General features: G+C 73.8%; 30 protein-coding genes. 10 read left to right on the forward strand and 20 right to left on the reverse strand.

Annotation, left to right across the window (positions count from 1 at the left end; translation table 11 throughout):
* The first annotated feature begins 111 nt into the window (after positions 1 to 111).
* The 5 genes from OH804_RS13010 to OH804_RS13030 all read left to right on the forward strand — a co-directional run bounded on the left by OH804_RS13010 (position 112) and on the right by OH804_RS13030 (position 5,327).
* On the forward strand, positions 112 to 504 hold the full coding sequence (locus tag OH804_RS13010; RefSeq protein ID WP_196922860.1) for a hypothetical protein: 393 nt from the start codon (positions 112 to 114) through the stop codon (positions 502 to 504).
* 152 nt (positions 505 to 656) lie between these two features.
* Complete coding sequence (locus OH804_RS13015) at positions 657 to 917, forward strand: hypothetical protein (RefSeq protein WP_030332749.1); 261 nt, start codon at positions 657 to 659, stop codon at positions 915 to 917.
* A 6-nt stretch (positions 918 to 923) separates the two neighbouring features.
* Positions 924 to 2,000, forward strand: coding sequence for a hypothetical protein (locus OH804_RS13020; protein ID WP_196922859.1), 1,077 nt, complete (start codon positions 924 to 926; stop codon positions 1,998 to 2,000).
* A complete protein-coding gene (locus OH804_RS13025; protein ID WP_406065316.1) occupies positions 1,993 to 4,668 on the forward strand; it encodes an FtsK/SpoIIIE domain-containing protein in 2,676 nt (891 codons plus the stop codon). The genes OH804_RS13020 and OH804_RS13025 overlap by 8 nt, the downstream gene beginning before the upstream one ends.
* Positions 4,665 to 5,327 carry a hypothetical protein gene (locus OH804_RS13030; RefSeq protein ID WP_406065318.1) on the forward strand — a complete coding sequence of 221 codons (663 nt, stop codon included), beginning with the start codon at positions 4,665 to 4,667 and terminating at the stop codon, positions 5,325 to 5,327. Before OH804_RS13025 ends, OH804_RS13030 begins: the two co-directional genes overlap by 4 nt.
* 150 nt (positions 5,328 to 5,477) lie before the next feature.
* On the opposite strand, the gene OH804_RS13035 is transcribed toward OH804_RS13030, so the two are convergent.
* Both OH804_RS13035 and OH804_RS13040 read right to left on the reverse strand, forming a co-directional pair.
* Positions 5,478 to 6,755, reverse strand: coding sequence for a cupin domain-containing protein (locus tag OH804_RS13035; protein WP_406065320.1), 1,278 nt, complete (start codon positions 6,753 to 6,755; stop codon positions 5,478 to 5,480).
* 9 nt (positions 6,756 to 6,764) lie between these two features.
* Entirely contained in the window at positions 6,765 to 7,067 is a 303-nt protein-coding gene (locus OH804_RS13040) for a hypothetical protein (protein ID WP_406065322.1), read from the reverse strand.
* Between the two features lie 157 nt (positions 7,068 to 7,224).
* Here OH804_RS13040 and OH804_RS13045 point away from each other — a divergent pair, with 157 nt between their 5' ends.
* Positions 7,225 to 7,998 (forward strand): DUF72 domain-containing protein, encoded by a 774-nt coding sequence (locus OH804_RS13045; RefSeq protein ID WP_196922854.1) that lies wholly within the window; start codon positions 7,225 to 7,227, stop codon positions 7,996 to 7,998.
* Between the two features lie 42 nt (positions 7,999 to 8,040).
* On the opposite strand, the gene OH804_RS13050 is transcribed toward OH804_RS13045, so the two are convergent.
* The 10 genes from OH804_RS13050 to OH804_RS13095 form a co-directional block, all read right to left on the reverse strand.
* Complete coding sequence (locus OH804_RS13050) at positions 8,041 to 8,469, reverse strand: DUF2267 domain-containing protein (protein ID WP_124775985.1); 429 nt, start codon at positions 8,467 to 8,469, stop codon at positions 8,041 to 8,043.
* Positions 8,462 to 8,647 (reverse strand): hypothetical protein, encoded by a 186-nt coding sequence (locus tag OH804_RS13055; RefSeq protein ID WP_124775983.1) that lies wholly within the window; start codon positions 8,645 to 8,647, stop codon positions 8,462 to 8,464. Before OH804_RS13055 ends, OH804_RS13050 begins: the two co-directional genes overlap by 8 nt.
* 111 nt (positions 8,648 to 8,758) lie before the next feature.
* Positions 8,759 to 9,631 carry a DUF72 domain-containing protein gene (locus OH804_RS13060; protein WP_406065324.1) on the reverse strand — a complete coding sequence of 291 codons (873 nt, stop codon included), beginning with the start codon at positions 9,629 to 9,631 and terminating at the stop codon, positions 8,759 to 8,761.
* 48 nt (positions 9,632 to 9,679) lie between these two features.
* Positions 9,680 to 10,078 (reverse strand): TraR/DksA C4-type zinc finger protein, encoded by a 399-nt coding sequence (locus OH804_RS13065; RefSeq protein ID WP_091408390.1) that lies wholly within the window; start codon positions 10,076 to 10,078, stop codon positions 9,680 to 9,682.
* A 164-nt stretch (positions 10,079 to 10,242) separates the two neighbouring features.
* Positions 10,243 to 10,905, reverse strand: a complete 663-nt coding sequence (locus OH804_RS13070; protein WP_406065326.1) for a uridine kinase — start codon at positions 10,903 to 10,905, stop codon at positions 10,243 to 10,245.
* A 49-nt stretch (positions 10,906 to 10,954) separates the two neighbouring features.
* Positions 10,955 to 11,560 carry a winged helix-turn-helix domain-containing protein gene (locus OH804_RS13075; protein WP_196922851.1) on the reverse strand — a complete coding sequence of 202 codons (606 nt, stop codon included), beginning with the start codon at positions 11,558 to 11,560 and terminating at the stop codon, positions 10,955 to 10,957.
* Positions 11,561 to 11,808: 248 nt separating this feature from the next.
* Positions 11,809 to 12,357 carry a winged helix-turn-helix domain-containing protein gene (locus tag OH804_RS13080; RefSeq protein ID WP_196922850.1) on the reverse strand — a complete coding sequence of 183 codons (549 nt, stop codon included), beginning with the start codon at positions 12,355 to 12,357 and terminating at the stop codon, positions 11,809 to 11,811.
* A 50-nt stretch (positions 12,358 to 12,407) separates the two neighbouring features.
* A complete protein-coding gene (locus OH804_RS13085; protein ID WP_406065329.1) occupies positions 12,408 to 12,896 on the reverse strand; it encodes a rhodanese-like domain-containing protein in 489 nt (162 codons plus the stop codon).
* Positions 12,897 to 12,937: 41 nt separating this feature from the next.
* On the reverse strand, positions 12,938 to 13,393 hold the full coding sequence (locus OH804_RS13090) for a cysteine dioxygenase family protein (RefSeq protein WP_196922848.1): 456 nt from the start codon (positions 13,391 to 13,393) through the stop codon (positions 12,938 to 12,940).
* A 112-nt stretch (positions 13,394 to 13,505) separates the two neighbouring features.
* Complete coding sequence (locus OH804_RS13095; protein WP_406065331.1) at positions 13,506 to 13,883, reverse strand: signal peptidase I; 378 nt, start codon at positions 13,881 to 13,883, stop codon at positions 13,506 to 13,508.
* A 63-nt stretch (positions 13,884 to 13,946) separates the two neighbouring features.
* Between OH804_RS13095 and OH804_RS13100 the strand changes: the two genes are divergently transcribed.
* Both OH804_RS13100 and OH804_RS13105 read left to right on the forward strand, forming a co-directional pair.
* Positions 13,947 to 14,339, forward strand: coding sequence for an ankyrin repeat domain-containing protein (locus OH804_RS13100; protein WP_406065333.1), 393 nt, complete (start codon positions 13,947 to 13,949; stop codon positions 14,337 to 14,339).
* 31 nt (positions 14,340 to 14,370) lie between these two features.
* Complete coding sequence (locus OH804_RS13105) at positions 14,371 to 15,321, forward strand: DUF3500 domain-containing protein (protein WP_406065335.1); 951 nt, start codon at positions 14,371 to 14,373, stop codon at positions 15,319 to 15,321.
* Positions 15,322 to 15,426: 105 nt separating this feature from the next.
* Here OH804_RS13105 and OH804_RS13110 read toward each other — a convergent pair whose 3' ends face one another.
* From OH804_RS13110 to OH804_RS13145, 8 genes are all read right to left on the reverse strand, one after another.
* A complete protein-coding gene (locus OH804_RS13110) occupies positions 15,427 to 16,185 on the reverse strand; it encodes a class I SAM-dependent methyltransferase (RefSeq protein ID WP_406065337.1) in 759 nt (252 codons plus the stop codon).
* A 76-nt stretch (positions 16,186 to 16,261) separates the two neighbouring features.
* Positions 16,262 to 16,456, reverse strand: coding sequence for a DNA-binding protein (locus tag OH804_RS13115; protein WP_196922844.1), 195 nt, complete (start codon positions 16,454 to 16,456; stop codon positions 16,262 to 16,264).
* A 39-nt stretch (positions 16,457 to 16,495) separates the two neighbouring features.
* Positions 16,496 to 16,984 (reverse strand): DUF2231 domain-containing protein, encoded by a 489-nt coding sequence (locus OH804_RS13120; RefSeq protein ID WP_196922843.1) that lies wholly within the window; start codon positions 16,982 to 16,984, stop codon positions 16,496 to 16,498.
* A 307-nt stretch (positions 16,985 to 17,291) separates the two neighbouring features.
* Complete coding sequence (locus OH804_RS13125; RefSeq protein WP_406065340.1) at positions 17,292 to 18,032, reverse strand: GAF and ANTAR domain-containing protein; 741 nt, start codon at positions 18,030 to 18,032, stop codon at positions 17,292 to 17,294.
* A gap of 182 nt (positions 18,033 to 18,214) precedes the next feature.
* Positions 18,215 to 20,506: an accessory Sec system translocase SecA2 gene (gene secA2 / locus OH804_RS13130; protein WP_196922841.1), complete on the reverse strand. Its 2,292-nt coding sequence runs from the start codon at positions 20,504 to 20,506 to the stop codon at positions 18,215 to 18,217.
* Positions 20,507 to 20,581: 75 nt separating this feature from the next.
* On the reverse strand, positions 20,582 to 22,363 hold the full coding sequence (locus OH804_RS13135) for an ABC transporter ATP-binding protein (RefSeq protein WP_406065342.1): 1,782 nt from the start codon (positions 22,361 to 22,363) through the stop codon (positions 20,582 to 20,584).
* A 41-nt stretch (positions 22,364 to 22,404) separates the two neighbouring features.
* A complete protein-coding gene (locus OH804_RS13140; protein WP_196922839.1) occupies positions 22,405 to 23,493 on the reverse strand; it encodes a zinc-binding alcohol dehydrogenase in 1,089 nt (362 codons plus the stop codon).
* A complete protein-coding gene (locus OH804_RS13145) occupies positions 23,486 to 24,496 on the reverse strand; it encodes a Gfo/Idh/MocA family protein (RefSeq protein ID WP_406065345.1) in 1,011 nt (336 codons plus the stop codon). Before OH804_RS13145 ends, OH804_RS13140 begins: the two co-directional genes overlap by 8 nt.
* Positions 24,497 to 24,723: 227 nt before the next feature.
* On the opposite strand from OH804_RS13145, the gene OH804_RS13150 reads away from it, so the two are divergent.
* Positions 24,724 to 25,707, forward strand: a complete 984-nt coding sequence (locus OH804_RS13150; RefSeq protein WP_307788837.1) for a glucosyl-3-phosphoglycerate synthase — start codon at positions 24,724 to 24,726, stop codon at positions 25,705 to 25,707.
* 79 nt (positions 25,708 to 25,786) lie between these two features.
* Positions 25,787 to 26,944, forward strand: a complete 1,158-nt coding sequence (locus tag OH804_RS13155; protein ID WP_406065347.1) for a glycosyltransferase — start codon at positions 25,787 to 25,789, stop codon at positions 26,942 to 26,944.
* Positions 26,945 to 26,990: the final 46 nt, after the last annotated feature.

Below are 26,990 nucleotides of genomic sequence, written 5' to 3' on the forward strand. Positions count from 1 at the left end.
GTCGGCAGGGGCTACCCGGCGCGAGCGCCGACAAACGCCGCATGTGGCGGAGGACCGGCATTCCGGGAGTGGCGTCGGGTCACTGCCGGCCGATGGTGGGAGGCTGACGGGATGGATGAGACCCCGCTGCTGATCGTGGATGGCGCCAACGTGGTGGGCTCGCGCCCGAACGGGTGGTGGCGTGACCGGGCCGGGGCCGCCGCCCGGTTGCGCGACTCGCTCGCCCCGGTGGCGAGCGTCGGGTTGCCGGCCCGCCTGACCGCCCCGGTGGAGGTGGTCCTGGTGGTCGAGGGGGCCGCCCGGGACGTGCCGGGCACCGAGGGCGTCCGGGTGGTTTCCGCCGCCGGCTCCGGCGACGACACGGTGGTCGAGCTTGTGGAGGGCGCGCCGCGCCGTCGCCGGCTGGTGGTCACCGCCGACCGGGAGTTGCGCGGGCGCGTGACGGCGCTCGGCGCAGAGGTGTACGGCCCGCGCTGGCTCCGCGAGGAACCGACCAACAACTGAGAAGTTCTCGCACTGGGACTCCCACAGATCGGACTCCCGGCACTTCCGAGGGCCTTCCGGACAGGCGGGCAGGAACACCGACAGGGCGGATGTTCTTTCGGGACCGCCGATAGGCTCTAATGGAGATCTCCCCGCCCCCAGGAGGTTCCGCCGTGGCGAGCGTCGCCGAGCTGAAGGCTGCCATCGATGTCGCCCTCCAACAGATCGGAGACGGGCAGACAGCTGTGCAGGCGGCCGGCGAGAAACTGTCCGAGGCACAGCAGACCCTGGCCGGGGCGCTGGAGGGCAGCGGGCACGAGACGGTGGAGGCCGCCCAGGCGTCGCTGACCCAGGCCAGCCAGGAGCTGGAGGAGTGTCTCGCCGCGACACTTGTCGCGGTGGAGCAGGCGCAGCTCTACGTCTCCACCCTGTAGGCGACCATGTCCATCATCGAGGATGTCGGCGGGCAGGTCCGTGCCGCCACCGAGGAGTTCCCGGTGGCCCTGCTCGGGCAGGCGCTGGAGAAGTTCGGCCTGGCCGCGGAGCGGCTGCGCTGGGTACGACAGGAGTCGGCCAACCCGATGGGGGTGCCCGAGCTCTCCGCCGCCACCGAGCACGCCGAGAGCGCCGGCTACGCGCTGCGGGTGGCACAGGAACAGCTGTCGGCCTACCTGACGGCGATCGGGCTCGGCGCGGACGGCGCCCCGGCCCCCCGCCCTGAGCAACGCGCTCCCCGACACGACACGCCCCCGGCGTCCGGGCCCACCCCTGTCGCGCCGGAGCAGGCCGAGCAGGTGCGGATGCGCCGCTGGTGGTCGGTGCGGGTGGCCGAGCTGACCGGCGGGCGCGAGGGCACCGACGACGAACCCGACGAGCGGGTGGACGACTCCCAGGAGTTGCTGCGCCGGGTGGTGGGTGGTGTCCGCTCCGGCGACCGGGACCGGCTCCGCAGGGAACTGCGCCGGGCCCCGGCCGACGTGGGGCTGGGCATGGCGGCGCTGGCGCCGCCGCTGCTGCGCGAGTTGGCCGGCGAGTTGCTGGGGCACCCGCCGCGCGCCACCGACCTGGGGCGCCTGCGCGGCGAGTTGGACGGACGTGTCCGGGACCTGCTGCCCGGGCTGCCGCCGCCCGTGCTGGAGACGCTGCTGACCCGAATGTGCCGGATGCCGCCGCCGCGCGCCTCCGGGGAGCCACCGCACGCCGCCGACTCCGCGGTGACCGCTGGGGTGGCGACCGGGCTGCTGCTCGCCCGCCTCGGCCGGGACCTGCCGGCCGGCGGCACGAGAGAACCGGCGGGCGCGGGGCAGCGAGGCGACGCGGGGCAGCCGGCGCGGGCCGGGCAACCGGCGGGCGCGCCGCAACCGGGCGGGACCGGACGGCCAGCGGTCGGGGTTCCCCGCCCCGGCGGTGCGGTGCAGCGGCCGGGCACCGCCGCTGCGCAGCGCTCCGGTGGTCTGCCGCCGCGTTCGGGCAGCCCCTGGCGGGACGCGCCGACGCGTCGGGGCTCCGATGGCTGACCGGCGCGGTCAGCTGGCCAGCCGGGTCCGGGACACCCTCGCCGAGGCGTTGGGGGCCACCCGCACCCGCCTGTCCGCCGCCCAGGCCGACCTGACCGCCGGGCGGGAACGACTCGCCCGCGTCCAGCGGGCGGCGGCCGCCGTACCGGAGCGGGTGGGCACCCAACGGGACCGCCGCATCGCCGAGATCGACGCCCGCTACTCGGCCCGGATCGCGGAGCTGGCCCGGCGGGCCGCCGACGCGGCCCGCCAGGAGGCGCCCGGGTGCGCGGGGTCCGACTGGGCCGGGTGGACGCGGACCCCCGCCCGCCGGGCCGAGCCGCCCGGCGCGCTGCGGGTCGGCACTGTCGGGATCGACGGCGTCGACCCGGTGCCCGCGCTGGTGCCGCTGCTCGACGCCGGGCACGTCCACCTCTCCGGCGACGACCGCGCCGGCTGCGACGCGGTGGTCTCCGCGTTGCTGCTGCGGGCCGTCGGCCGCGCCGACCCCGGGGCGGTACGACTGATCGGGTACGACCCGGACCAGCTCGGCGGTGGCCTGGCCGGGTTCGCCCCGTTGGGCACCGCGGGGCTGCTCACCTTCGTCGGCCCCGGCGGGCTGGGCCCGCTGCTGGACGACCTGGTGGAGCAGATCCGCCGGATCAACGAGACGGTCCTCGCCGGGGAGTACGCGTCGCTGCGCGAACTGGCGGCGGCGACCGGCCGACGACCCGAACCGTGGCGGGTGGCGGTGCTGCTCGGTGGTGAGGAACTGAACCGGCACGAGCGCGGCCAACTCGACCGGGTGGTGCGGGCAGGCGCGGCCTGCGGCGTACACCTGGTGGTGCACGGTGCGCCGTTGCCGGAAGATCCGACGGTGACCCGGGTGGTGGCCGGGGCGTCCGGCGCGCGGATCGGCGGTTCGGCCGGGCTACCGGTGCGGCTGGACCCACCGCCACCGGCGACGCTGGTCACCGAGACCTGCCGGGAGATCGCCGCCCGGGTGAACGCGGGCCCACCGCCGACCCCCTTCACCGATCTGCTGCCCCCGCCCGAGCTGATGTGGCGGGAGGACTCCTCCGACGGGCTGACCGCGCCGATCGGTGAGGGTCCGCAGGGCCGGCCGGTGCGGTTGACGCTGGGCGACTATCCACCGCACGCGCTGATCGGCGGGCCGTCCGGCACCGGCAAGACCAACCTGATCTTCGCCTGGATCGGCGCGCTGGCGGCCCGCTACTCCCCCGCCGAGCTGGAGTTCTACCTGCTGGACTTCAAAGAGGGGGTCTCCTTCGCGCGGTTCGCGCAGGGCCGGCGCGACCCGAGTTGGTTGCCGCACATGCGCCTGGTCGGCATCAACGTCAACACCGACCGGGAGTTCGGGCTGGCGCTGCTGCGCTTCCTCGCCGAGGAGTTGCGCCGACGCGCCGACGCGGCCAAGAAGCACGAGGTGACCAAGCTGGCCGAGCTGCGGGCGGTCGACCCGACCGGGCACTGGCCACGGATCGTCGCGGTGGTGGACGAGTTCCAGATGCTGCTGGCCGGCCGGGACGTGGTCGCCCGGGAGGCCGCCGACCTGCTGGAGGACCTGGCCCGCCGCGGCCGGTCCCAAGGCATCCACCTGGTCCTCGCCTCGCAGGACGTGCGGGGCATCGAGGCGCTCTGGGGTCGCCCCGCGCTGGTCGCCCAGTTCACCCTGCGCATCGCGCTGCCGAAGGCGCTGCGCATCCTCGCCGAACGCAACGACGCCGCGCAGTCGCTGCCGCGCTGGCACGCGGTGGTGAACGCCGAGTCGGGCATGGTGGAGGGCAACGAGGTCGCGCGCATCCCGTCGGCGAGCGACTGGGAGACCTGGAGCGGGCTGCAGCATCGACTGTGGCGGATGCGCGCCCCCGACGCGGCGCCCGCCCGGCTCTTCGACGGCGACGCCATCCCCCGGCTGGCGGACGCCCCGGACTTCCGGGCGCTCGCCGTCCCCCCGGACGGGAGCGCGCCCCGCAACCCGGTGGCAGTGCTCGGCGAGATCATCGACGTGCAGTCCCGCTCGGCGTCGCTGCGGCTGCCGCGCGCCCCGGGCCGCAACCTCGCGGTGCTCGGCACCCGCGTCGACGAGGCGTGCGCGGTGCTGGACGCGGCGGCCCGGTCGCTGGCCCGTCAGCACCCGCCAGGCACCGCCCGGTTCTCCATCGCCTGCCTCGACCCGGACGCCGACCCGATCGCTCGGGCCCTCTACGACGATCTGGCCGACGACGCCGCCTGGTACGACGAGGAGACCGTCGGTGAGCTGATGGCCGAGACCGCCGACGGGCTCAGCGGCCCGGCAGGCCCGCACTACCTGCTGCTCTTCGCTGTCGACGCGGCAGCGGGTGCGCTGGCCGCCCGGGTGGGTCGGCGCACCGGCCTGGAACAGCTGCGCCGGATCATGCACGACGGGCCGGAACGACGTACCCACGTGCTGGCCTGGTGGCGGGGCGTCGCCCGGATGCGCGCCGACCTTGGTGGGCCGGGCGCCCGGACCGACCAGATCGGCGCCTGGGTGGCTTTAGACGCGCACGGCGACGAGCTGGGCTCCTCGCTCTACCCGGGCACCGGCGGCCCGGACTGGTATCCCCGCCCCTGGCGGGGGCTCTTCTTCGACCGGGCGGTCCACCGCACCGGACAGGTGATCATCCCGTATGGACCCACACGATGAACGAACCGGTGACCAGCGAGACGTACGCGGCGCAGCTGCGGCGACTGGCCGACCTCACCACGCGGGTGCGCGAGCAGCGCGCCGAGGCGCACACCTGGCACGAGCGGCAGTGCGCTGCCGCCGAGCGGGCCGTCGCCGACGCGGTCGAGCAGCTCCAGAGCGCCGAGGAGGAGCTTGTCGCCGCCCGTGAGCAGCAGGAACGGGTCGACGCCGAGGTGGCGCACCTGTGGCAGCAGGTCCGCTCACGCCTCGGTGCCCGCCGCCTCGGCGGCCCGCCCGCGCCGGCGAACGGGGTCGGGGCCACCGACCCCGTTCTGCTGCTCGCCAAGGCCCGTGACCTGCTGGAGCGGGCCGGGCAGCCGGGCGAACTGCCGGGCTCGGTCAACCCGCTGCTGGCGCTCTGCGGGGTGGCCGGCGGCGTGCTGGCGTACGCGCTGGGCGCCGGCGCCCGCGCGCTCGGTGTCGGGTACGGCGGCGACCTGGCGGTCGGGCTACCGGTGCTGGCGCTGGTGGTGACGCTGCTCGGGCCCCTGGTCGGCCTGGTGCCGGCCCGGGTGCTGGCCGACCGCCGACACGCGGTGCTCGGCCCGCGACCGATCACTGTGGTCCTCGGCGCGGGGGTGATCACGACGGTGCTGCTGCTGGTGCTCGGCCGCTGACCCACGCGGGTCGAACCCACCCCCGACCCCGTCGATCTTGCAGTTTCTGTGGCGACATAAGGCGCAAGAGCGGACGAATCAGCCACAGAAAGTGCAAGATCGCGCTGGCCCACCCGGCCGGGACGGTCGATCACCGCCGACCGGCCGGCCTCAGGCCGGGACGAGCACTGCCTCGCGGAGCAGCCGGCGGGCCAGGGTGACCCGGTCGGTGTCGTCGGGCAGGCCGGGCAGGTCACCGACCCGGGTGACAGCGCCGGTGAGGAGGGCGCGGGCCGCCGGTTCGCAGCTCACCGGCAGGGTGATGGTGCGGTCGAACAGCCGCAGCGCCACAGTGTCCGCGTCGTGCGACACCAACTGCCAGCGCAGGCCGGGCCGCACTGTGAGCCGGGATTCGACGTCCAGGGTGGCCAGCGCGTCGGCCTGGGCGAGTGGTCGGATCGGCGCTGGGCGGGCGGCCGGCCAGGCGCGCTGCCGCAGCCGCGCGGCGACCGCACCCGGGTCGGCCCGCAGCAGCCAGTCCCGCAACGCCTCCACGGTCTCGGTCAGCTCCGGCTCGATGGCGTCCGGGTCGGCGACGTCGGTGCCGAACGGCAGGCTGGCCCTTAGCCGCTGATCCTCGGCGGCCAGCGCCAGCAACTCCTCGACCAGGGCGTAGCGGGTGAGCGCGCGGATGCCCACGGTCAGGTGCAGCGAGCTGGCGTCCTGCGCCTGTGCGCTGTGCAGCCACCCCCGGGGCAGGTAGAGGGCGTCGCCGGGGGCGAGCACCACGTCCAGCGCGGCCGGGCCCTGCGCGGTGGCACCGACCTCGTCGGCGCGCCCGCCCCACTGCTGCTTCTCCAGCGGGTCGGGCAGCACCGGCGGGTGGATCCGCCAGTGCTTGCGGCCGTCGACCTGGAGCACGAACACGTCGTGGGTGTCGTAGTGGGTGGCGAAGCCCTGGCTGCCCGCCGGCGTCAGGTAGGCGTTGATCTGCAACGGCTGGTTGAGCGCGAGGCCCAGGTCGCGGGCGAAGTCGACGAGCGGCGGCCAGATCCGGTGCAGACCCTGTAACACCAGGGTGGCCCCGGACGCGTACTGCTCCAGGACCCGTTCGTCGAGGACCTGGTCGCCGATCTCGGCGCCCGCGCCGCCGCCGCCGGTCCAGCGTGACGCCGCGACCAACTGGCCGTCCTTGGCCACGCGCAGGAACGGGGTACGCAGACCGCGCCGACTCAGCAGTTCGTCGGCGTCGGTCGGGCTGAGCAGGTCGGTGAAGCCGGCCGGGTCGGGCAGTTCGGCGGCGCGGGACAGCAGCGGGGTGTGCCCCCAGTGCGCGGCGGCGAACTTGGCCGGTTCGACCGAGACGCAGCGGGCCAGCGCCGCGGCGGCCTCGGGGGACGGAACCGCCGGGCGACCGTGGTGGCCGCCCGGCGGGTCGAGGTACGTCATGGCGTGCCGCTACCGGGCGCTGCCGTCAGCGCCACCGTCCTGCTGGCCCGGAGTGGCACCACCGTCGGCGGGACCTTCCGCGCTGCCGTCGGCGCCACCGTCGTGCTGGCCGGGGGTCGCGCCGCCGTCGGCCGGACCCTCCGCGCTGCCGTCAGCGCCACCGTCGTGCTGGCCCGGCGTGGCACCACCGTCGGCGGGGCCTTCCGCGCCGCCGTCGGCGCCACCGTCCTGCTGGCCGGGGGTCGCGCCGCCGTCGGCCGGACCCTCCGCGCCGCCGCCGGTGGTCTGCATGTCGTCATCGTTGAGTGCCATCGGTACTCCCTCGGGTGTGCCGCCCCGCCGTGCGCCGGGGTCCGTCGTGCTGCGGGTGGTACCCCACGCGCGATCTTCTCTAACCCTCACCGTAGACGCCGAACCGGGGCGACACGGGCAGTTCGCGAGCGGCGGCGGAGAGTGCCAGGATGGGGTGGTGATCCTGGTGGGCACGTCCGGCTGGCAGTACCGGGACTGGCGCGGCCGCTTCTACCCGCAGCGGCTGCCGCAGCGACTCTGGCTGGAGCACTTCGCGGCCGGGTTCGCCACTGTCGAGGTCAACAACGCCTTCTACCGGCTGCCCGAGCGGGACACCTTCGCCGCCTGGCGGGCGCGGACCCCGGAGGACTTCTGCGTGGCGGTGAAGATGAGCCGCTACCTCACCCACATCAAGCGGCTGCGCGACCCTGCGGAGCCGGTGGCCCGGTTCCTGGGCCGCGCCACCGCCCTCGGCGACCGGCTCGGCCCGGTGCTGCTGCAACTGCCACCGAACCTGCGGGCGGACGTCGAGGCGCTGGACGCGACGCTGCGACTCTTCCCGGCGGAGGTGCGGGTCGCCGTCGAGCCCCGGCACCCCTCCTGGTGGACCGACGCCACCCGAGCCGTGCTGGAACGGCGTCGGGCCGCGCTGGTCTGGGCGGACCGGCTGGGACGCCCGGTCGCCCCCCGCTGGCGCACCACCGACTTCGGCTACCTGCGGCTGCACGAGGGGCGGGCGCGGCCGTGGCCCCGCTACGGTCGGGCCGCCCTGCGATCCTGGGTGGGCCGGCTGACCGACGCCTTCGGCCCGGACGAGCCGGCGTACGTCTATTTCAACAACGACCCGGGCGGCGCCGCGATCGTGGACGCCATCGCGTTCGCCGCGCTGGCCCGTCGGGCCGGGCACCCGGTGTCCCGGGTGCCCGCCGCCGCCGAGGCCGCCGACGACTGAGCCCGCCCGACGGTGGTCGGGCGGGCTCGCGGGGTCAGGCCGTCACGGCATCATCGTGGCGAGGTCCTTCGGCATGGTGTCCTTCACGTCCTGCCACTCGCCCTGGGTGACATGGCGGCGCAGCGTGTCCAGCACCACCTGCGTCACCCGCTCCGGGCCACCCTCCGCGTCGTACGGGAAGCCCTGCCGGACCTCGTAGAGGAAGTCGTCACGGTTGAGCTTGATCGGCACGTCGGAAGGCACCCAGCCGTCGAAGTAGATCCCCCGCACCAGCACCGGCAACTGCTGGGCGAACTCCACGCTCTCGTCCACCGGCAGCCGGTCGCGCAGCAGGTGCAGGACCGTGCGCAGCGCCGCGTACGACTGGTTGCGCCGTTCCTTCGGCCAGCCGTAGGCGTTCTCGATGTCCTTGAGAATGAGGTTCGTCTTGTCCAGCGAGGACTCGAACGCTGAGATCATCGCGTCAGCCATCGGTCGACCCCCGTTCCGTGGTGTCCCACCGTCGGTCGTCGGCGCGGCGCGGCGGCCCCACCGGCCCACGGCGGGCCCGCACCGGGCTGCCCTGCGGGGCGCGCCGGGCGTTGTCGGCCGCACCGACCACATGTAGGACGGCACCGCGCCGTCGATCCGTCACCAGTCGAACCGTCATCCCCGTCACCTCCGTGTCGTCTCCGGCGTCGGCCGCCCAGGGACGGCCGTACCCACCGCGTCCACCCTGCCCGCCAGTGGGGTGAGGCGGCCCCACCCGGATCGGGTGAGGTCAGTTGGCGTCGAGGAGACCCGCGAGGGTCTTCGCGTTGGTCTGCGCGTAGTCGCGGTAGCAGTTGTTCATGAGGACGTGGGTCTGCCCGGCCTCGTCGGCCAGCTCGCGCAGCTTCGGCGCCCAGTCGGCCAGCTCCCGCTTGGAGTAGTGGTAGCCGAACTTCTCGTGGATGTCCTTGCTGGTCCACTTGTCGCTGTGCCCGTGGAACCGCATGACCGCGAGGTCCGCGGTGGCGGCCAGCACCGGGGGCAGCGACGAGCGGTGGCCCTGCGGCATGTCCACGCAGACGTACGGCAGTTTGTGCTCGCGCAGGAAGGCCAGGGTCTCGTCGGCGTTGTCACCGTCGAACCAGGAGGCGTGCCGGAACTCGTACACCGGGCGCAGCGGCGCGCAGCGCTTCGCCACCTCCAGCAGGTACTGCTTGTTGGCCCGCTTGATGGTGAACCAGGGCGGGAACTGGAACAGCAGCGCGCCGAGTTTGCCAGCCTCGACCAGCGGGTCCAGCGCGGACAGGAAGCGCGTCCACACCTCCTCGTACGACTGCGCGGGCAGGTCGTCGGGGTAGACGTTCTTCTTGTCGGTCTCCGGGCGCAGGTCCTTGTAGAGCGCGCTGACCCGGGTGGGGTGCCCGGTCAGCAGGCTGAACGCCTTGATGTTGAACGTGAAGCCGGCCGGGGTGCGTTCGGCCCACAGCCGCGCCGTCGCCTCGGCGGGCGGCGAGTAGTAGGTGGCGTCCACTTCGACCAGCGGGAACTGCCGGGCGTAGTAGGCCAGCCGCTTCTCGGGGGTGTCTGCGGTCTGCGGGTACCACCCCGAGTCCAGCAGTGTGCGGTCGGTCCAGGACGCGGTGCCCACGAGGATGTCACCCATTGTGGAAGTCCATCGCGTCGCGGACCGACCGGCAACCGCTGGTGTGGCTCAGGCCGCCCGCCGCTCGCGAGTCTGCTTGCACGTCACACACGTGGTGGCGGACGGGAAGATCTCCAGCCGCTCCACCGGGATCGCCGCCGAGCAGCCCTCGCACCAGCCGTAGGTGCCCTCCTCGAGTCGGCCGAGGGCGTGCTCGTACTGGGCGCGGCGGTCGAGGATGGTGCGCAGTAGGGACTGGGCGGTGTCCCGCTCGGCGGTCTTGGTGCCGCTGTCGGCCTGGTCGTCGCCGGCGGTGTCGCCGACCTCCACCAGCCGCAGCACCTGGCTCTGGAGCACCGCCTGGTCGTACTCCGCGGTCAGCTCGTCGTAGCGCGCCTGGAGCGACTGCCGGATCTGGTCGATCTCCGTCTGGGACCGGGTCGTACCGACCGTGTCGTGGACGAGCATCGCTGCCTGCCTTTCCTGGGCCTGTGGCTCAAGGTGTACCGGGTGCCGGCGGCGCGGGGCCCCGGTCACGGTCGCGTTCGGTGCGCGGGCGATCACCCGCGCTCTGTGAGCCGGGCGAGTACCCGCCGGATCAGCCGCGCAAACCGACAAATTCTCGGTTGTTGTCAGTCGTCTCCGCCGGGTTCCACGAGGGCTGGTCGGCGGGGGTCGTCGGCGCGTACCACCACGTCGGCGAAGCTCGCCGGAGCGACCTCCTCGGCGTACCTGTCGAAGGCCGGCAGCGCCCACTGCTGGGCTGGTTCGGTCCGTCGGCGCAGCGCCGCCGGCGACAGCTCCAGGTGGACGGTGACGTCGAAGGGCAGCGCGCCGCCGAGCAGCAGCGAACCGCTGACCAGGACGACGCCGCCGGGTGCCAGGTCGACGTAGCGGGCGCGGCTGGCCCGGTCGGCGTCGGCGTCCCAGAGCGACGGGAGGAGCCGGCCGGTGCCGCCCGGGCCGGCCGGGTCGAGCACCTCCCGACGGAGCCCGGCCTCGTCGACCCAGGCCTCGTAGAAGGAGTCCGGGTTGGTGCGTCCCAGTTCGAAGCGCAGCGAGGCGGGGCGGAGGAAGTCGGTGGCGCGGACGTGCAGCACCGGGTGGCCCTGGGCGCGCAGCGGGTCGACGAGCGCGGCGGCCAGTTCGTCGGCGCCGGCGGCGGGGGCGCCGTCCACTGCCACCCGCAGTCGCGCGGGCCCGGCGGCACCGCTCGCGGCGTGTGTCGCCGCCTGGGCCAGGCGGCCGGTCAGCTCGGTGACGAGCAGGTCGGGCGAGATGGGACGGATGCGCACCCGACCATCCTGCCCGGCGCCGGGCGCGTCAGTGCCGCCGGTCAGCCGGTCAGCCGGTGCGGTCGATGGTGACCCGGGCATCGTCGGCCAGCCGGTAGCCCACGCCGTAGACGGTGGTGACCAGCGGGACGTCCACGCCGACCTTGCCGCGCAGCCGACGCACGTGCACGTCGACGGTGCGGACGCCGGCGTGCTCGTAGCCCCAGACGGCGTTGAGCAGTTGCAGCCGGGTGAACACCCGGCGCGGGTGGGCGACCAGGTGCAGCAGCAGGTCGAACTCCAACCGGGTCAGCGGCAGCGGCTCCTCGTCGCGCAGCACCGAGCGCGACGAGGCGAGGATGTGCAGGGCGGGAATCGTCGGGCTGATCGGGCGGGCCGGCGACCGGCCGGCGGGCGCCTGGTCGGGGCGGCGTTCGGCCGGGACCGAGCCGATGATCACCCCTTCGCCCCGTTCCAGCATCTCGCGAGCGGCCTCCAGCAGCCGACGTGCCGCCGGGGTCAGCGACTCCTCACAGGCCAGCGGGATGGACAGCGTCACGGTGAGCACGGGCGCTGCGGTGTTCGCCGGGCGACGCTGGCCACCGGGAGGTCGACCGGGCACCGCGGGTTGGGACGTATGCCATCCGGCGCGCGACGAGGCAGGGCTGACCGACATGGTCCTCCTTGGGCTGGTCCGGGTATCTCCCCACGGCCCGGGACGCCGCTGCATCGATGCTTCCCGGCGCCTGGGCGAGGGTCAAGAGGCGGCTGCGTTGCATGAATGTGACAATTGACGAACACATCGGAGCCAGATGCTCGCTCTGCGTACGAGGCCTGATGATTACAGCAGAGTCGTCGAGATGCCCCGATACGGGGGTCCCCGACCGGTTCACCAGGCCTGTCACATCGCCGCCGGACCAGGGCTCAGCTGCTGTGATCCACGCTGATCGGGGCCTCGTCGGCCAGCCGGTACCCGACCCCGTAGACAGTGGTGACCAGCTCCGAGCCGGCCAGCTTGGCGCGCAGCCGACGGACGTGCACGTCCACCGTCCGAGCCACCGCGTGCTCGTAGCCCCAGACGCTGGACAGCAACTGCAGGCGCGTGAAGACCCGGCGGGGCCGCTCGGCCAGGAACAGCAGCAGCTCGTACTCGATGCGGGTCAGCGGAATGACCCGGTCGCCCTGGCGGACCATCCGGGAGCCGGCCAGGATGCGGACGTGGTCCGCGTCGGCGGACGGCGCGGCGGCGACGGGGCGGGGGGCCGGTCGCGGCCCCGACCTGGGGTCCTGGGCGGCACCCAGTTGACCCTCACCCGATTCGGCCAGCTCGCCGAGCAGTTCCACCAGTCGGGCCAGCCGGGGGCTCAGCGGCCCGGGGACGAGGTCGAGGGTGATGGTCAGGGTCGGGCTGGTGCGTGGGCGGGCCGGGCGTACGCCCGGGTGCCGGCGGGTGGGGATCGCGACGACGGACATGGTGCCTCCTGAGTGGCGGTGCGGCCGCCACGCCGGGTGTGGCGTGGCGGTCAGTGGCGCGCCCACCCGGCGTTGACCGGGGACGCGTGGGGAGAGGGGTGGTGCAGTGGGGTCGGGCCGAGGGCCGGCAGGCCCGCGATCCGCCAGGCCGCGAACCCGCCGACCACATCGGTGGCCCGGTGCAGGCCGACGTCCTGCAACGCGGCGGCGGCCAGCGACGAGGTGTAGCCCTCCTGGCAGAGGATCATCACCGGCACGTCGTAGTCGACGGCCTGCGGCAGCCGGGCCGGGCAGCGTGGGTCGAAGCGCCACTCCAGCACGTTGCGCTCGACGATGAGCGAGCCCGGCACCATGCCGTGCGCGGCGCGCTGCGCGGCCGGTCGGATGTCGACCAGCAGCGCTCCGGTCCGGTACGCCAGGTGCGCCCGCTCCGGGTCGAGCCGGCCCAGCCGGGCCCGCGCGGCGGCCAGGATCTCGTCGATGCCCCGGGAGCCCGGCGGCGGCACGGGGGCGGGACAGTGCTCGGCGGTTGTCTGCATTATCGGTTCCTTCCGGTGACAGGGGAGATCTCGGGGCGCACTTACCAGGACCGGCCGGCCTCGGCGACCTCGGCGACGCGGAGTCGCCCGTCCAGGAGGTGGTAGCGGGTCATCCGCAGCAGCGCCGGCCGGTAGACGTGCACGCTGACCGCCGGATCGACGCCCCGGTTGGTCACCTGGTGCACGTGCCGGGGGCCGAAGCGGCGGCCGGCGCCGGCCGACAGCAGTCGCGGGCGTAGTCGGCCGACGCTGACCGTCTCCTCGGTGAGCGCGCCGCTGACCACCCGGAACGCTCCGGAGGAGCCGCCGTGGTCGTGCAGGTCGGTGCCCTGCCCGGGCAGCCAACTCAGTGCCCACACCTCGTGCTCGTCGCTGACGGCGAGGCGGGCGTACCAGCGCTCGGCGGGATCGAAGCGCAGCGCGACCGGCCAGCCGGCCGGGTCGGCCCACCTGGCGGCGACGGCTTGCAGGTCGGGCTCCGGACGGTGGTGCGTCATGGCGGTTCCTCGCGGGTCGTTCGGCGGGGTGCCCTCGTACTCTAGACGGCAAAGCCTATAGGTTTAGTAGGTAATTCCGCCTGGTGGGATGCCGGTCAGCCGCACAGGTCGATCAGCGCACCACCGGCGGGTCCACGCGGTAGCCCGGCAGCGACGGCCAGCGCACCGTCAACACCACCGACGCGCGCTCGGCGAACCAGGAGTGGTCCACCCCACGGGCCCACACCACGTAGTCGCCCGGCGCGGCCAGCCGTACCGTCCGGTCCGGCAACTCCACCCGGAAACACCCCTCGACGAGTACGAGCAGAGTGGTCCGCACCTCACCGGTCGCCCACCGCGACCGGGCCTGCCCGGGCGGATGCACGCCCCACTTCACCTCGACGTCGGTGCTGTGCCGGATCTCCCCCGCCGGCGCGAAGTGCCCGAGCAGCCAACCGGCGTTGGTGGCGCCGTCGACGCCCGCGTTGCCCACGTACACCGTCTCACCCATCGGACCCTCCCCCAGCGCACCGGCCGAGCAACCTACCAGGACCGGCGTGGCTAACCTGAACGGGTGACCGAGAACCTCGACGCCGAGACCCTGGCGTTCGCGCATCGGATGTTCGACCTGGCCCGAGCCGGCGCCACCGACGAACTGGCGGCACAGGTCGACGCCGGCCTGCCGGTCAACCTCACCAACGACAAGGGCGACACGCTGCTCATCCTGGCCGCGTACCACTCCCACCCGGACACGGTGGCCGCCCTGCTCAGCCGCGGCGCCGACCACACCCGGGCCAACGACAGGGGTCAGACCGCGTTGGCCGCGGCGGTCTTCCGCAGCAGCACCGAAGCGGTCCGGGCGCTCCTCGCCGCCGGCGCGGATCCGGCACACGGCAACCCGTCGGCCATCGACACGGCGGCCTTCTTCGACCTGCCCGAGATGACCGAGCTGCTGCGCGTCGGCTGACACCGGCACGCCCGGCCGGTATACAGGGGCGGTGGAAGATCCTCTGCCGGAGCAGATGCGGGCGGCCGGCACCGCGCTCCTGACCGCCCTCGACCCCGCCGCCCGCGAGAGCGCCGTGCACTCGTTCGACGACGAGGCGGCCCGACGCTGGCTGGAATACCGGCCCCGACCCCGACCGGGCGTCTGCCTCGCCGAGCTCGACGTCACCGCCCGCAAGGCCGCGCACCGGCTGCTGGCCACCGCGCTCAGCCCCTCGGCGTACGCGCAGGCCATGGCGATCATCTCGCTGGAGGAGGTGCTGGACCGGGCCGAGGGCTGGCAACGCGGGCGGCACAGCGCCGACTACTGGGTGGCCGTGTTCGGCGATCCAGCGCGCGACGACCGCTGGGCGTGGCGGCTCGAAGGGCACCACCTGTCGGTGAACATGACAGTGGTGGACGGTCAGGTCTCCCCCGCGCCGATCTTCTTCGGCGCCAACCCGGCGGCGGTCCGCTACGCCGGCCGGCCGGTCTCCCGCCCCCTCGGCGTCGAGGAAGACCTGGCCCGTGCCCTGCTCGACGCGCTGGGCCCGGCCGAGCGGGCCGCCGCGATCATCGCCGACGAGGCCCCCGCGGACATCATCAGCGCCACCCGTGGGCGGGTCGACGCGCCGCTGGAGCCACTCGGCGTACCGGCGGAGCGGCTGGGACCGACCGGCCGCGCACTGCTCGACCAGGTGGTCGCCCTCTACCTCGACCGGCTGCCGCCCGAGCTGGCCATCCGGGAGGCGGCCCGGCTGGACGCCGGCCCGCTGCACTTCGCCTGGGCCGGCCCGACCCACCCCGGGCGGCGGCACTACTACCGGGTGCAGGGCGACGACCTGCTGATCGAGTACGACAACACCACGGCGGACGGCAACCACGCGCACACAGTGCTGCGCCGCCCCGCCAGCGACTTCGGCGCCGACGTCCTGGCAACCCACCACCGGACCCACCCCCACTAGCAGGGCCCCCACCGCCGTCGATCTTGCAGTTTCGGTGGTCGAATTGCCCGGGTAGGCGGCTTTCGGGGGTGCCGAAAGTGCAAGATCGGCGGGTGAGGGTGTCCGTCAGGGGCGGCTGGCCTCGATGAGGAAGCGTTGGGCGTGGGCCACGAAGGGGCCCTCGTTGGTGATGCGCTGGTGGAGGTCGCGCAGTGGGGCACGGTAGCGGTCGACAGTGAACCCGGGCACCGTCCAGATCACCTTGCGCAGGAACCAGACCACCGCGCCGATGTCGGAGAAGGTCGCCCGCAGGGTGGCCCGCCGCAGGTCGACCACCCGCAGACCGGCGGCTTCGGCGGCGGCGACCGCGTGCTCGGGGTGCCGCTGGGTCGGCGGCGGCAACGGCCCGAGAATCGCCTCACTCAGCTCCCGCATGGTGCCGTTCCCGATCTGCTGCGACAGGAACGTCCCGCCCGGCCGCAGCACCCGCGCCGTCTCCACCCAGTCGGTACGCACCGGATGCCGACTGACCACCAGGTCGAACGAGGCGTCGCGGAACGGCAGCGGCCCGTCCGGCGCGACCGCCACCACCGTAGCGCCGACCCGACGCAGGGTCCGTCGGGCCACCTCCACGTTCGGCGGCCACGCCTCGGTGGCTGTCAGCAGCTTCGGTGGACGCGGCACCTCGGCGAGCACCTCCCCGCCGCCGGTGTCCACATCCAGTGCCGCGTCGGCGCGCGCCATCCGGTCGGCGACCAGCCGGGCGTACCCCCAGGGTGGACGCTCCTCGGTGGCCCGGCCAGCCAGCCACCCGAAACCCCAACCATCGACGGGTGCTGCGGCGGCCTCCGCGATCAGGTCTTCGGCGTCACGCTCAACGGTCATGACGGTCAGCCTCGCGGCCGGCCACCGGGCCGGCAACCCATTTGCCGCCGCCGGGCCGGGGCGTCCGCGGTGGATTTCAGCCGAGGCCGAGCCCGTGCTCCTCGAGGGCGGCCTGGAGGATTCCGATCGCCTTCGGGCCCATGCCGTGCAGCTTGGCCAGATCACCCCGGGGGACGCCCGCGAGCTGGCGCAGCACGGTGTAGCCGGCACCGTGCAGGGCCCGGGTGGCGGGCGCGCCGATCTTCGGGAGCGAGTCCAGAGAGGAGGTCATCCGCGGATGGTAGACCGACCGGTCCGGCGCGCGGGTCGGTCAGGGGCGGGCGATCTCGCCGGTGGAGCTGGCGAGCGCGTCCAGGCCGCCGGCCTCGACCCGGCCGCTGCTGTCGAACTGACGCATCAGCCGGGCGCCCAGGTGCACGCCGACCCCGCCGACGGCCAGCGCGACCAGCTCGGTGACCAGGATCGCGACCGACGCGCCACGCTGCGGGGAGTGTGACCGGACCAGGCAGGTGAGCAGGAACATGGCGGCCATCACCGCGTTCACCAGGTTGAAGGCGACGGCGGTACGGCGGGTGCGGTCGCCTGGCACATCCCACAGGTCGACCATTCCGGCCACGGCGGTCAGCGCGGCGGCGACGAGGGCGGCGACGGCCGTCCAGTAGCCGACCTCGCCGAGGAACGCGGGCCCGCCGATCACGTCGGTGAGGTCGAAGACGGTGGCACTGACGAAGAGCCCGAGCGGGAATGTCACCAGCATCGGTTGGATCGGGTGCCCCTGCACCCGCAGCCGGCTCTGCATCGGTCCTCCCCCGGGTCGGCGCAGCTCACCTGACCAGAGTGCTACCCGGGGCTGGTCGAGGCGAAACGATGCCGCCCGACTCGCCGGCAGCAGGGAGAACGGGCACGCCGCACGCCGCCTGCGACGCCGGACGGCCGGGTAATCGACTCGGTTTTTCAGGAAGTCGCGGCGTCCGCCGGCCCCGGACACCCCGACTTCCAGGAACCCGAGTTGATCACGCGGCAGGCACGGCCGGCACCACCAGCGCGGCCAACCCGACCAGCGCGGCCACCCGACCAGCGCGGCCACCCGACCGGCGCGGCCGGGATCAGGTGTCGCGTTGGCGGGAGACCGTGCGGACCAGGCGTTCGGCCACCTCGCGCAGCGGGATGTCCAGCGACGAGGCGGCGGTGCGCAGCACGTCGAGGGCCTCGGCCGGCGGGCACCCGCGCTGCGTCATGATCACACCGATGGCCTGGCCCACCACCCCGTCGTGCAGGAGCGAGGCGTCGCGTTCCCCGGCGAGGGTGAGCTGCCGGCCGCGGTCGCGGACGGCGGCGAGCAGCAGGCCGGCGTGTTCGGCGAGCAGCATGGCGGTCAGCTGGTGTTGCGGGGTCAACACGTCCGGCGCGGCGGCGTACAGGTTGATCGCCCCGATCACCTGGTCGTCGATGTCGACCGGTGCGGAGATCACCCCGCGTACGCCGAGGTCGCGGGCGCGAGCCGTCCAGGCCGGCCAGCGGGGCTCACCGGCCAGGTCGGCGGCGAGGACCATCTCGCGGCGGTGGATCGCGCTCATCGCCGGGGAGTCCGGCCCGTGTCGCAGGTCGTCCAGCCCGGCCAGTCCCTCGTCGGAGGCGGCCACCCCGGCCGGCTCGCCGGCCCGCAGGGCGGTGAACCCGCACCAGCGCACCCCGGCGACGGCGTCCCGGGTGACCCGGACCAGGGCCAGTAGCGCCTCATCAAAGTCGGTCAGGGCGATCAGCCCGGCGGTCAGCTCGCGTAACAGCGCGGCTGCTTCCAGGACGCCGAGGGTCTGCAGCACCGGTTCCCGCGTGTCGAGGTTCACCGGTTCGCAGCCTCCGTGCCGTCTGGCGCCTGTACGGCACGCATCGTCACCTGTGTCATCGTCTGCTCTCTCCCCGACTCGACCGACCAGCCCTACTACCCTGGGAAACCTGGGTCGAAACGGCGTAAATCGGGGCCCCTGCCGCACCCGGAGGCGCGACCGGGGCCCCGACGGACGGTACGTCAGCGCGAGGCGCCGCTGAGCCGACGCCCGATCGACGCGATCAGACGGTCGAGCTCGGACCCGAACGGGTTGTCGTGCACCAGGTACGTCCAGGTGGCGGTGGGCCGGACCAGGGTGCCGTCGTCGGGCTGCCAGTCCTCATCGAATTCGGTCTCGGTGAAGGTGGCGATGGTGCGGGCCTCGATCTCCGGGATCAGGTCGTTGAACGCCGGCACCGCGGCCCGGTGGAACTCGTCCAGCGGGTCGAGCCGACCCAGTGCGCGCAGGTGCACGCCCTCGCGGACCTCCGACAGCTCGGCCAGGTGCTCGGCCCAGAGCCGGTCCAGGTGGTAGAGCGCGATCGACCGGGCGGCACGGGCGAGCAGGTCCTCGTCCATCTCGCCGGCCTTCTCGGGCTCCTTCTCCAGCAGCATCACCGCGGCCACGTCGCTGGTCAGCAGCCGCTCCCGGCGCGCGGCGAGGGCCTTGCGCTGCTGCTCGATCACCACGCTGTAGCGCCAGGTGTTGCGGTGGATCTCGTGGTTGACGCCCTCGGCGACCCGCTGGGCGTGCTCCACCGCGTAGTCGACCTGCTCGTCGGTCACCAGACCGTCGGCGTTCATCCGCGGCGAGGCCGGCACCGAGTCGGCGGCGTGCCGGACGACGAGGTCGTCCTCCAGGCTGACGAAGAAGACCGAGCCGCCCGGGTCGCCCTGCCGGCCGGCCCGACCGCGCAGCTGGTCGTCCACCCGGCGGCTGTCGTGCCGGCCGCTGCCGATCACGTAGAGCCCGCCCAGCTCGGCGACCCGCTCCTGGTCGGTCTGGTCGCTGCCGCCGAGGCGGATGTCGACGCCCCGGCCGGCCATCTGGGTGGAGACGGTCACCGCGCCGTACGCGCCGGCCTCGGCGATGATCGCGGCCTCTTCGTCGTCGTTCTTGGCGTTCAGGACGACGCAGGGCACCCCGGCGGCGTTCAGCCCGGCGGCCAACCCCTCGGACTCCTTGACGTCCAGGGTGCCGACCAGCACCGGCCGCCCCTTGGCGTGCCAGCGCTGGATCTCGTCGATCAGCGCCTCGTCCTTCTCCGCCCGGGTGGCGTAGATGCGGTCCGGCTCGTCCTCGCGGATGCACGGGGTGTTCGGCGGGATCACCGCGACCTCGAGGTCGAAGAACTCCCGCAACTGGTCGCCGACCAGCACCGCGGTGGCGGTCATCCCGCAGACCTTCGGGTAGAGCGCGATGTACGCCTGCATGGCGATGGTGCCGAGCACCTCGCCCTCGGCGGTGGCGTCCAGCCCCTCCTTGGCTTCGACCGCGGCCTGGAGGCCGTCCGGCCAGCGGCGGCGCTGGGCCACCCGGCCGCGCATCTCGTCGACCAGCTCGACCGAGCCGTCCCGGACGATGTAGTCGACGTCACGGTGCAGCAGGGCGTGCGCGTGCAGCGCCACGTTGACAGCGGAGAGCTGCGCGACGTGCTCCTCGTCGTACAGGTCGATGCCGAGCTTGGCCTCGATGGCGGCCAGGCCGGCGGAGGTGAACGCCACGCTCCGACCGTCCTCGGCGACCGTGTAGTGCTTGCCCTTGCGCAGGCCACGGACGAGCGCGGCGGCGGCGTGCACCGGATCCTGCTCGCCCGGCACCGCGCCGGCTAGGACCATCGGCACCCGGGCCTCGTCGATCATGATCGAGTCGGCCTCGTCGACGATGGCGGTGGTCAGCGCGGGCTGCACCCGGTCTTCCACGTCGGTGACCAGCTGGTCGCGCAGGTAGTCGAAGCCCGCCTCACTGACCGAGACGTAGGTGACGTCGCAGGCGTACGCGTCGCGCCGCTCCTGCGGGGTGGAGGCCTCGTTGACCCAGCCGACGGTGAGGCCGAGCAGGGTGTAGACCGGCTCCATCCACTGGGCGTCGCGGCGGGCCAGGTAGTCGTTGATGGTGAGCACGTGCACCGGGCCGTTACCGAGCCGGACGTGCCCGTACGCGGCGATCGTGGCGGTCAGGGTCTTGCCCTCACCGGTGGCCATCTCGGCGACCTTGCCGGAGAGCAGCGACATCGCGCCGAGCAGCTGCACGTCGTACGGCCGCTGATCGAGGCCACGGCGGGCGGCCTCGCGGCCGACGGCGCAGATCTCCTCGTAACCGGCGGCGGCGCCCGCGGCAGCGGTCAGCTCGGCGTCGTCGAGCGCGGAGAGCTCAGCCTCGCGCGCCTCGATCGCCGGGAGCAGTTTCTCCAGCGGAGCAAGATCCACGGTCGAGCCGGGGCGCTGGAGGAACCGCCGGAACTTGCTCTTGAACCGTTGCGACACACCCATGAGCGGCAACGGTACGCGATTCCGGGCGGCGTGCGCGGCCCGGCCGCCCGGCAAGTCGGCCTTCCTGGGACGACGTCAGCCGACCAGCAGCTGGTGGGTGGCGAGTTCCCGGTACAGCGGGTCGTTGGCGGTCAGCTCGGCGTGGGTGCCCACGGCCACCACCCGGCCGCCGTCGAGGACGACGATCTGGTCGGCGTCGACCACCGTGGCGAGCCGGTGCGCCACGATCAACAGGGTCCGGCGGACGGCCACGGCGTCGATGGCGCGGCGCAGCGCTACCTCGTTGCGCGAGTCGAGGTTGCTGGTCGGCTCGTCGAGCAGCAGCACCGGCGGGCCGGCGAGCAGCGCGCGGGCGATGGCCAGTCGCTGCCGCTCACCTCCGGAGAGCAGGACGCCGCCCTCCCCCACCTGCACGTCGAGGCCCTGCGGGGTGCGCTGTGCCAGGTGGCCCAGATTGACCTCGTCGAGGACGGCGCGCAACCGGTCATCGGTGGCGTCCGGGGTGGTGATCAGCAGGTTCTCCCGCAGCGTGCCGGCCAGCACGGGGGCCTCCTGCTCGACGTAGCCGAGCCGGGCCCGCAACGCGTCGCGGGGCAGGTCCCGCACGTCGGTGCCGTCGAGGCGGACCGCGCCGGCGCTCACCTCGTAGAAACGCTCCACCAGGGCCAGCAGGGTGGACTTGCCGGCGCCGGAGGGACCGACCAGGGCGGTCCGGGTGCCGGCGGGCACCGCGAAGCTGACCTCGTGCAGCACCGGCTCGCCACCCGGGTAGCCGAAGCCCACCCGGTCGAACTCGATCACCGGGGTCGGGCGGCGCGGGGTCGCCGTCGCCACGGCGGGCGCGGGCCGGTCGTCCGCGCCCTCCGCCGGCACGGTGAGGATCTCCTCGATCCGCTGGAGGGCGCCCAGGCCGGACTGCAACTGGGTGTACGCCCGCAGCACCTGACCCAGCGGCAGCGCCAGGAGGAACAGGTACATGACGAACGCGACAAGGTCACCGACGGAGATCGCCCCGGCGGCGACCCGCGCCCCACCGATGCCGAGCACCAGCAGGAACGCGCCCTGCACGGTGACCGAGCCGATCGGGCCCACCAGCGCCTGCACCCGGGCCACCCGCAGCCCCGCCGCGTACGCCTCCCGGGCGCTGCCGGTGACGGCCTCCGTCTCGCGGGTCTCGGCGCGGCTGGCCCGGATGGTCCGGGCCGCCGAGATCGCCCGTTCCACCGCCGAGGTCATCTCGCCGATCCGTTCCTGGGCGACCCGGGCCAGCGCCCGGACCCGGCGGGCGAAGGTGGCGGCGAAGACCAGCCCCAGCGCCACCCCGAGCAGGGTGACGCCGAACAGCAGCGGGTCGAGCAGCACCATGGCCGTGCCGGCGCCGACCACCGTCACCGCCCCGGTGACCGTCTCGAAGAGCCCGGAGGTGACCACCGCGCGCAGCAGCGTGGTGTCCGAGCCGACCCGGGAGAGCAGGTCGCCGGTGCGTCGGCTGTCGTACTCGGCGATGGGCAGCCGCAGCAGGTGGCCGGCCAGCCGGCGCCGGGTGCCCAGCACCACTCCTTCGGCGGTGCGTTGCAGCAGGTAGTCGCGCAGTCCGCCGATCGCCGCGCCGAGCACCACGAGCGCCACCAGCACCGCCACCAGCCGGGACACCCCCTGCTCGGCGCCGATCCGCTCGAGCACCGACCGGGTGAGCAGCGGCTGCGCCAGCGACGCCGCCGAGCCGACCAGCGACAGCGCGCCGACCACCACGAGGGTGCCGCGGTGCTCCCGCAGGTACGGCAGCAACGCGGCCAGGCCGACCGACCGGCTCTTGGCGGTGCCGGGAGGAGCCGGTCGGTCCTGCACTGTGCTCATGCCGGGAACGGTAGCCGCCCCTGGCACGCGACGACGGCGGGTCAGACGGTGAGCACCACCTGAAGCTCCTGGCGGCGACGGTCGGCCAGGTCGGTGAGGAGGGTGGGCGCCTCGTCGAACGGCACCACCGCCGAGACGAGGTGCTTGCGGATCGTGTCGCCGTACGTCCTGAGCAGATCGACGGTCTCGGCGGACAGCCGTTCGCGGTCCCAGGTGGGTGCGAGGCCGCGCGGCACCCGGCCGATCTGGGCGCAGCGCAGCGACAGCCCGTTGTGGTGGAACTCCTCACCGAGGCGGACCGCGTCCGCGCCGCCCTGGTAGAAGGCGAGGTCGATGACGGTGCCCTGGGGCCGCAGCAGCCGCAGGGCGAGGTGCAACGCCCACGCCTGCCCCCGGCACTGGAACACCACGTCGGCGCCCCGGTCGCCGGCGGTGTGCGCCCAGCGGGTCTTGAGCACGACCGCCGGGTCGTCCGCCTCGGGGTCGAGGGTTTCCAGGCCGAGCGCCTCGGCGACCTGGCGGCGCTGCGGGGTGGGGTCGAGCACCACCACCGACGCGGCGCCGTTGCGTCGGGCGAACAACGCCGTCAGCAGGGCCACGACTCCGGCGCCGACGACGGCGACCCGTCGCCCGCGTACCCCGTCGCCGAGCGCCCGGACGTCGGTGCCGTGCAGGTCGGCGGCGGCGTGCAGCAGACCGTTGGCGCAGATCGGGCCCATGTGCGCGACGTAGACGCCGAGCAGCGGGTCCAGGTCGTCGGGCAGCGCCACGAACCGTTCGGCGACCGGGTCGGCCAGCCAGCCGGTGCGGTGCCCGTACGTCATAGCGCCGACAGTGCCCACCGCGACGGCCGGGGTATCGCTTTCCACCACCCGGCCGACCTGCATGTAACCGAGTCGGGTCACCGGGTACGGCGTGCTGGCCTCGCCCGGCTGGAACAGGCCCAGGTCGGCGTTCCAGGTGACGTTCAGGTAGGGGTTCGTGCCCTTGACGTAGCTCAGTTCGGTGCCGGCGGAGACGCCGCTGAACAGCGTCTCGACCCGGAACGTGCCGGGGCGCAGCGGCGCGGCGTCCTGCTCGACCAGGTCGACCCGGCCGGGGCCGGTGACCACGACGACCTTGTCACGCATCGACTGTCACCCCGCTGGCGAGCACCGTCGACGTGGTCGCGGTGGCGAGCCGCACCGTGGTGCCGGTGCGGGCCGAGTCGGCCACCGCGAGGGCCAGGCGCTGGGTGGCGAGGGCCTCGGCGTACGGGACGCGCACGTCGTCGCCGATGCCGAGGACGGCGTCGACGAAGGCACGGTCCACCGCCACCCGGGCGGCTTCCGGGTCGGCGGGGAGGTGTCGTTCGCCGTCGGCGTCGCGGATCGACAGCCCGTCCTCGGTGATCGCGAGGGCCAGCCCGTCGGCGAGGATCTCCAGGCCGGCGCGGTGCTTCCAGCCGAGGACGCAGGCGGCGCTGAGCGTGCCGACCGCGCCGTTGGCGAAGCGCAGTGCGGCGGTGGTCACCGAGTCGATGTCGGCGCCGTCGACCGGCGGTGGGGTGCCGTTGCCGTACGCGGTGACCTCGCTGACCTCGCCGGCCAGCACCCGGATCAGGTCGAGCACGTGGGCGGCCTGCTCGACCACCGGGCCGCCGGAGCGGTCCCGCAGCGACCACCACGCCACCGGGGGCACCTTGTCCAGCCAGGCGCCGCTGACCATCCGCACCGGACGGTCGGCGAGCAGGTCGCGGGCCTGGTCGAGCACGCTCAGGTAGCGCCAGTGGTGGCCGACCGCGGTACGCAGCCCGCGCTGGGCGACCAGGTCGGCGATCCGCTCGGCGGTGCCCAGGTCGACCGCGACGGGCTTCTCCACGAACATCGGCACCCCGGCCTCGATCACCGCCTCCTCGGCGGGGCCGTGCGCGAACGGAGGCACGCAGACGTACACGGCGTCCAGGCCGGCGGCCAGCAGTTCGGCGACGTCGGCGCACGCCCGCCCGCCGTGCTGTGCGGCCAGCGCGGCCGCGGCCTCCGGCGCGACGTCCGTGACGCCGACCAGCTCGACGTCGTCGAACCCGGCCAGTACGCGCGCGTGGCGTTGTGCCACCCCGCCGGCTCCGACCAGACCCACCCGGCAGTTCCGCATTCCGACACCCCTTCGAAGACTTTTCATCTGCGATGGGAGCAGTCCCCTGGGGTGTGCGCAATCAAACGTTCATCCCCCGGGAACGCTGAGATGTCACCGTTGTGATCAAGCTGTTGCCCAGAAAGCGGTTAGCGCGTGGTGAGGAATGGGAACAACCAAATTCGGTTTTTCCACGCACGAACGGAGGGGTGCCCGTGCGGGACGAGACATCGAGCGTGTCACCGGTGGTGGAGGCATGGGCCACGTACCGGACGACGTCGGCGGGGGACTGGCCGGCGCGTCGACTGTTGCGCGCCAAGGGTGAGACCCGGGTCAGCGTGGTGCTACCGGCGCGTAACGAGGAGGCCACCGTCGGCGCGATCGTGTCGACCATCCGGGAGCACCTGATGGATCGGGTGGCCCTGGTCGACGAGCTGATCGTGGTGGATTCCCGTTCGACGGACCGGACCGCGCAGGTGGCCCGCGCCGCCGGCGCGGAGGTGGTCAGCCAGGACGCGATGACCCGGGGGTTGCCCCGGCTCACCGGCAAGGGCGACGCGCTCTGGGCCGGGCTGGCCGCCGCCGAGGGAGACGTGGTGGCGTTCATCGACGCCGACCTGCGGGAGTTCCGACCGCACTTCGTGAGCGGGCTGCTCGGCCCGCTGCTGACCGACCCGTCGGTCGACTTCGTGAAGGGCTTCTACCACCGGCCCCTGGTGGGCACCGCCAGCGTGGAGCAGGACGGCGGGGGCCGGGTGACCGAGTTGATGGCCCGACCGCTGCTGAACCTCTTCTGGCCGGAGCTGGCCGGCTTCGTGCAGCCGCTCGCCGGCGAGTACGCGGGCCGCCGGGACGTGCTGGCCCAGGTGCCGTTCGTCTCCGGGTACGGGGTGGAGACGGCCATGATGATCGACCTGCTCGACCTGGTCGGCCTGGACGCCTTGGCGCAGGTCGACCTCGGTGAGCGCAAGCACCGCCACCAGGACACCGCCGCCCTGGGCCGGATGTCCGCGCAGATCATGTTGACCGCCTGGTCCCGGCTGCAACGGCGCGGCTGGGCGACCCCTGGTCTCGTGCCGGAGGCGTTGCTGACCCAGTTCCGTCGCGGTGGTTCGGACACTCTGCCGAACCTGGACCGCGAGATCGTGGTGAGCGACGTGTCGATCGAGGAGCGCCCGCCGCTGGCCGAACTGCGCCACCGGCTGCCCCGCCGCCGGGTGGCCGCCGCATGAGCGCGAGGAGTGAGCCGGTCCTGCGAGCCCCGCAGTCGCGAACCGTAGGCGCAGCGAGCTGCCGGAAGGGACGAGCCCGATGAGCCTCACCGTGCTGATGAACGCCGGCCCGTGGCTGTCGGTGCCACCGCCCGGCTACGGCGGTATCGAGAACGTGATCGCCACGCTGGTGCCGGAGCTGCGGCGACTCGGCGTACGGGTGGTGCTCGCCTCGGTGGGCAGCAGCACCCTGCCGGTGGACGAGCAGGTCTCGGTCTTCGCCGACGGGCAGTTCGCCGCGTTGCAACGGCCGTACAACCAGGTCTGCGGGATCGCCCAGGCGCACCTGGCCGGAGTGGTCCGGGAGTTGCACTCCCGCGACGACATCGACCTGGTGCACGACCATGTCGAGGCGGTTGGGCTGGCCACCCTCGCCGCGATGGGGCCGGCCGGACCGCCGACCCTGCACACCCTGCACTGGGACCTGGCCAAACACCCGGCGCTCTACGGCAGCCTGGACGGCGGCGACCGGGTCCGGGTCAACGGCGTCTCCGCGTCCCAGCTGGCCCGCGCCCCGCTGGCGCTGCGGGAGCACTCGGTGGGACACGTGCACCTGTCCACGCCGCTCGCCGTCGACGCCGACCGGCAGCCCCGACCGGAGAAGGGCGAGCACCTGCTCATCCTGGGCCGGATCAACCCGGGCAAGGGGCAGGACGTGGGTGCCCGGCTCGCGCACCGGGTGGGTATTCCGCTGGTGCTGGCCGGCCCCGTCGGCCCGTACCATCGGCCGGCCGAGCTGGCCGCGGCCGGCGACGAGGCCCGGCAGAATCCGGACGTGCGGTTCTTCCTCGACGCGGTGGCGCCGCACGTCGACGGTGACCTGGTTCGCTGGGTCGGCACCGTGGCCGGTCAGGAACGCGATGACCTGCTCGCCAGCGCCCGCGCGTCGCTGTTTCCGTTGCGCTGGGAGGAGCCGGGCGGCACGGCGGTCGTCGAGTCGCTCGCCCTCGGTACGCCGGTGGTGGCCACCGCCCGGGGTTGCCTGCCGGAGCTGATCGAGCACGGGCGCACCGGGCTGCTCACCACCGACGAGGAGGAGTTGGACGATCTCGTCCTCGCCGCCGAGTTGCTCGACCCGGACGAGTGCCGGCGGGTGGCCGCGCAGCGCTTCACGCCCGCGGTGATGGCGCAGCGCTACGTCGAGCTGTACGAGCGGGTCCGGCAGTCGGCGCGCGCGCCGAGGTTGCTGCCGGCCTGACCGCTGGCGCGGCTGGGCGGTTTGCCGGTCTTGCCAGCGGGTAGCC

The sequence above is a fragment of the Micromonospora sp. NBC_00860 genome, from assembly GCF_045207375.1.
Taxonomy (GTDB): domain Bacteria; phylum Actinomycetota; class Actinomycetes; order Mycobacteriales; family Micromonosporaceae; genus Micromonospora; species Micromonospora vinacea.